The 3612-nt window shown below is 41.3% G+C and carries 4 protein-coding genes and 1 pseudogene; 3 read left to right on the forward strand and 2 right to left on the reverse strand.

All coding sequences use genetic code 11. The features are described from left to right. Together AC4MRN_RS19990 and AC4MRN_RS19995 are read right to left on the reverse strand one after the other, a co-directional pair. A pseudogene (locus AC4MRN_RS19990) lies at nt 1–342 on the reverse strand (hypothetical protein); the annotation flags it as partial. Nucleotides 343–407: 65 nt separating this feature from the next. Further along, complete coding sequence (locus AC4MRN_RS19995) at nt 408–1109, reverse strand: sensor histidine kinase (RefSeq protein ID WP_155014774.1); 702 nt, start codon at nt 1107–1109, stop codon at nt 408–410. 173 nt (nt 1110–1282) lie between these two features. Between AC4MRN_RS19995 and cysB the strand changes: the two genes are divergently transcribed. From cysB to AC4MRN_RS20010, 3 genes are all read left to right on the forward strand, one after another. After that, complete coding sequence (gene cysB, locus AC4MRN_RS20000; protein WP_073321147.1) at nt 1283–2257, forward strand: HTH-type transcriptional regulator CysB; 975 nt, start codon at nt 1283–1285, stop codon at nt 2255–2257. 269 nt (nt 2258–2526) lie between these two features. Further along, on the forward strand, nt 2527–2997 hold the full coding sequence (locus AC4MRN_RS20005) for a hypothetical protein (RefSeq protein WP_491204310.1): 471 nt from the start codon (nt 2527–2529) through the stop codon (nt 2995–2997). Nucleotides 2998–3096: 99 nt separating this feature from the next. After that, a complete protein-coding gene (locus tag AC4MRN_RS20010) occupies nt 3097–3507 on the forward strand; it encodes a hypothetical protein (protein ID WP_491204311.1) in 411 nt (136 codons plus the stop codon). The last annotated feature ends 105 nt before the right edge of the window (nt 3508–3612 follow it).

A 3612-nucleotide genomic window follows, 5' to 3' on the forward strand; every position in this document is an offset into this window, starting at 1 on the left:
GGTGAACTGGTTTTGTTTATCGGGATCGACATCGATAGATTTCAGGCGAGCGTCAATGTCCTGAATATTTTGTTTTAAGTCGGGTGAGCCAGGGTTGAGTTCCAGAGTTACCTGAAGAGCACGTTGAATACGTTGCAACAAGATTCTAATCAGACCTTGTGAGATTGGCATCTGAGACGTGGCCATTAATACGTTCTCTGTTTCGTCGATAATGGTGCGCTGCTTGGCAATTTCGGCGCGACGCTCGGCATCCATTTTAGCTTTATATTGCTGATAAGCGTTAACCACGATCGCGATGATCACCAATACTACGATCAGAATAATTATTATTATGGCGGTCATTCAGTTGTTCCTGTCATGCTCTGTATTGTTTCGTCCTGACTATTTGATTCTATATCGGCCAATCTTTAAGGTATTTTAACTTCAAACACACTGCCGCCGAGTGAACCACCGTTCGACAGCGAGATTTTACCGTGTTTACCGTTGCGAGCGTGTGCGCTGGCAATTAAATGCGCAAAGTATAGACCGAGCCCGGTACGGCCTTGCGTTACATTAAAATCAGATGGTTTTGCATCGTCTTTTACCAGCATAAAGTCCGGGTAGCCCTTGCCATCGTCTTCGACTCTAATAACAAGGTTCTCGTCATCTTGTAGCGCCGATACCTTTATTCTAGACGTACCATACCGTAATGCATTGATTAATACATCATTTACTAATAAGTAAACTAGGTCTGCGTCGAGGTACCACGCGAGGTCTTCACAACAGTCCACCTCGATATCGATGTGTTTTTGTGAGGCGTATAACTGGTTAGCACTAATAATATCGTCAATTAAATCATTCACAAAGCTTTGATCGATTAAGACGGGCAGTGAATTGCGATTAGCACGATACAACGACAATATTTGTACCAGCCCTGTATTCATTCGACTTGCTTCGTAGTGCAAATCTACAATTTGCTGTTTTGTTTCCTGCATGTCATCAGGCAATGAGCTGGCAATGTGTTCAACAGACTGCACCAACAAATTCAAAGAGTTTTTCATATCGTGCACGGCTGCCGCCAATACCGTTGAAAAATCAATTTGGTTATCTTGTTCGTTGGCGCTTGTCATTTTGGCTACTTCCAATTATTGTCAGACTTGCTTATGCTAGTATCTATCATAATTGTAAAAATTTCCTCTATTTTTGCATAAGCCGTTGACCAGACACAGATTGCTTGGTGTTTGGCAGGGAGTAGTTGGCTTAACATATCTGGCAGCTTGTCAGCACATGGCGTAGACACACAATGAAATTACAACAACTAAGATACATTGTTGAAGTACAAAACAATAACCTGAACGTATCAGCCACCGCTGAAAGCTTATTTACTTCACAGCCCGGTATCAGCAAGCAGGTTCGCATGCTGGAAGATGAGTTAGGGGTTCAGATATTTGGCCGAAGTGGCAAACATTTGACTCATGTGACCGATGCCGGTAATGAAGTCATTAATATAGCGCGTGAGATTTTAGCGAAAGTTGAAAGTATCAAAGCCGTTGCCAGAGAGCATAACCTGCCTGACCAGGGTAAGTTAAATATTGCCACAACGCATACTCAGGCGCGCTATGCGTTGCCAGATGTTATAAAGGGCTTTATGAACAAATACCCTAAAGTGTCGTTGCATATGCATCAGGGAACGCCGTCTCAAATTAGTGATTTGGCTGCCAAAGGCGAAGCGGACTTTGCAATAGCCACTGAATCATTGCATTTGTATAACGACCTGGTGATGTTGCCGTGTTATCACTGGAATCGCAGTGTAATAGTGAATAAAGATCATCCGTTGGCGAAAAAGGGCTCTATTACTATTGAAGACGTAGCGCAGTACCCCTTAGTTACTTACGTATTTGGGTTCACCGGGCGTTCAGAGCTGGACCATGCCTTTGAGCGGGCTGGGCTTACACCAAAAATTGTGTTTACGGCCACTGACGCCGATGTTATTAAAACCTATGTAAGATTAGGTGTAGGTATTGGTGTTATTGCCTCAATGGCTGTGAGTGAAGAACTTGACGCCGATTTGGTAAAAATCGATGCCAGTCACATGTTCGACTACAGCACCACTAAAATCGGTTTCAGAAAAGGTTCTTTCCTGCGCAGTTACATGTTTGATTTCATCGAACGCTTCGCCCCACATTTGACTAAAGACAAAGTCGAAAAGGCCATGATGCTGAAGAACAATGATGAAGTAGAAAAGATGTTTAAAGGTCATACGCTGCCAGTAAAATGATTGTTCTCTAAACAGAAAATAAAAAAGCCCGGTTTTTACCGGGCTTTTTGTTCTGAGCAGTAAATGTATGGAGATAAAATTGTCGAAAAAAATAATTATCCAAAGCAGTGTATTTCACACAATTAAAACCAGCTTGCCCCAATATGGAATGAAGCAAGGTGTTGTATTGAAAGGACTTCGTGGACTATTATGACTGAATTATAAACACCAAATTGGTGTAAGTTTTTACACCATTTGGAAAGATATTAAATTGTTAGGCATCCGAAGAAATGGACATCCAAGAATTATTTAAAATTAAGAAAATTCAAACGAATATCGGTGCAAAAGATTGGCATAAGGATTCTGGAGTTGCAGCAATTTATCCGCCGCTTACTGAATCAGATTTAGCCTTTATCCAACTAGAACTGAATCAACAAATACCAGATTTATTTAAGACATTTTTGTCACAAACAAATGGGTTATTTTTAAAGAAGCTAACTCTGTTTGGACTGTCTGTTAAAGATAGCGTTATGCTAGACAGAAAAAGTCTTCGGCCACAATCGTTGATATCAGCAAATCAATCATGGCGTTTAAAGTACAAGGTAGACAGTCAACACCTAATGATCGGCAGCAAGAGTGGTTGGACAGAAAATACTGGAATATTCCTAGAGCAAGACGGTTCAATATTTGGTAAAAATAACCAAGGTATAGTTGACATAAATGGCTTCGAAAATCTCTTCGATTGGGCCCAAGATGCCTAACAAGGCGCTAAACGGGACAAAAACGCAATGCGCCTTCGGCATTATTGCATTACGTTTTTGCCCGTTAGCTTAGCGTTATGAGCCACTGAGATTCAGTCTATGTATGAAGTATCACTAGAAAATGGATTAGGCCCAATCAAGTTTGGATTTCGCCCGAATCAAGTAAAATCTATGTTGGGCTCTGAGCTTCATTATGAAGAGTGGATGGGGGGAAACCTTGAAAACTTTCTTTTTTACAAAGGACTTTTAATCGGTTTTAAAGGTGAAATAGAAAGTAGCCCCTCGGAAGACTCATTTGTATGCATGTTTCAGGTAAAGACTACGCATCCCTTGTATATTTGGGGAAAAGAAATAACCCGTGCAACGAAACCAGAAATCAGCAAAATGTTAGCAGAACAAAATATCAAATTCGCAATGCTTACGAACGGTAATTTTGAAAGCGAGGATGGAAAATTACAGTTCAATTTTGATGGTGCTGGTGTTTTAGATGAGGTGTACTTTGCCAACTAAGGCTCATAACAAACGCATGTATCGGACACATACTCGCTGGCTGGGGTCGCTTCGCTCCCATTTTAGCCAGCAAGTGTGTGCCGTTAATGCGTAGCGTTATACGTC

It is taken from the genome of Marisediminitalea sp., from assembly GCF_984433645.1.

Coding starts and splice junctions, on each gene's coding strand:
- AC4MRN_RS20010 (WP_491204311.1), top strand. CDS start 3,097: ATGTATGAAGTATCACTAGAAAATGGATTAGGCCCAATCAAGTTTGGA.
- cysB (WP_073321147.1), top strand. CDS start 1,283: ATGAAATTACAACAACTAAGATACATTGTTGAAGTACAAAACAATAAC.
- AC4MRN_RS19995 (WP_155014774.1), bottom strand. CDS start 1,109: ATGACAAGCGCCAACGAACAAGATAACCAAATTGATTTTTCAACGGTA.
- AC4MRN_RS20005 (WP_491204310.1), top strand. CDS start 2,527: ATGGACATCCAAGAATTATTTAAAATTAAGAAAATTCAAACGAATATC.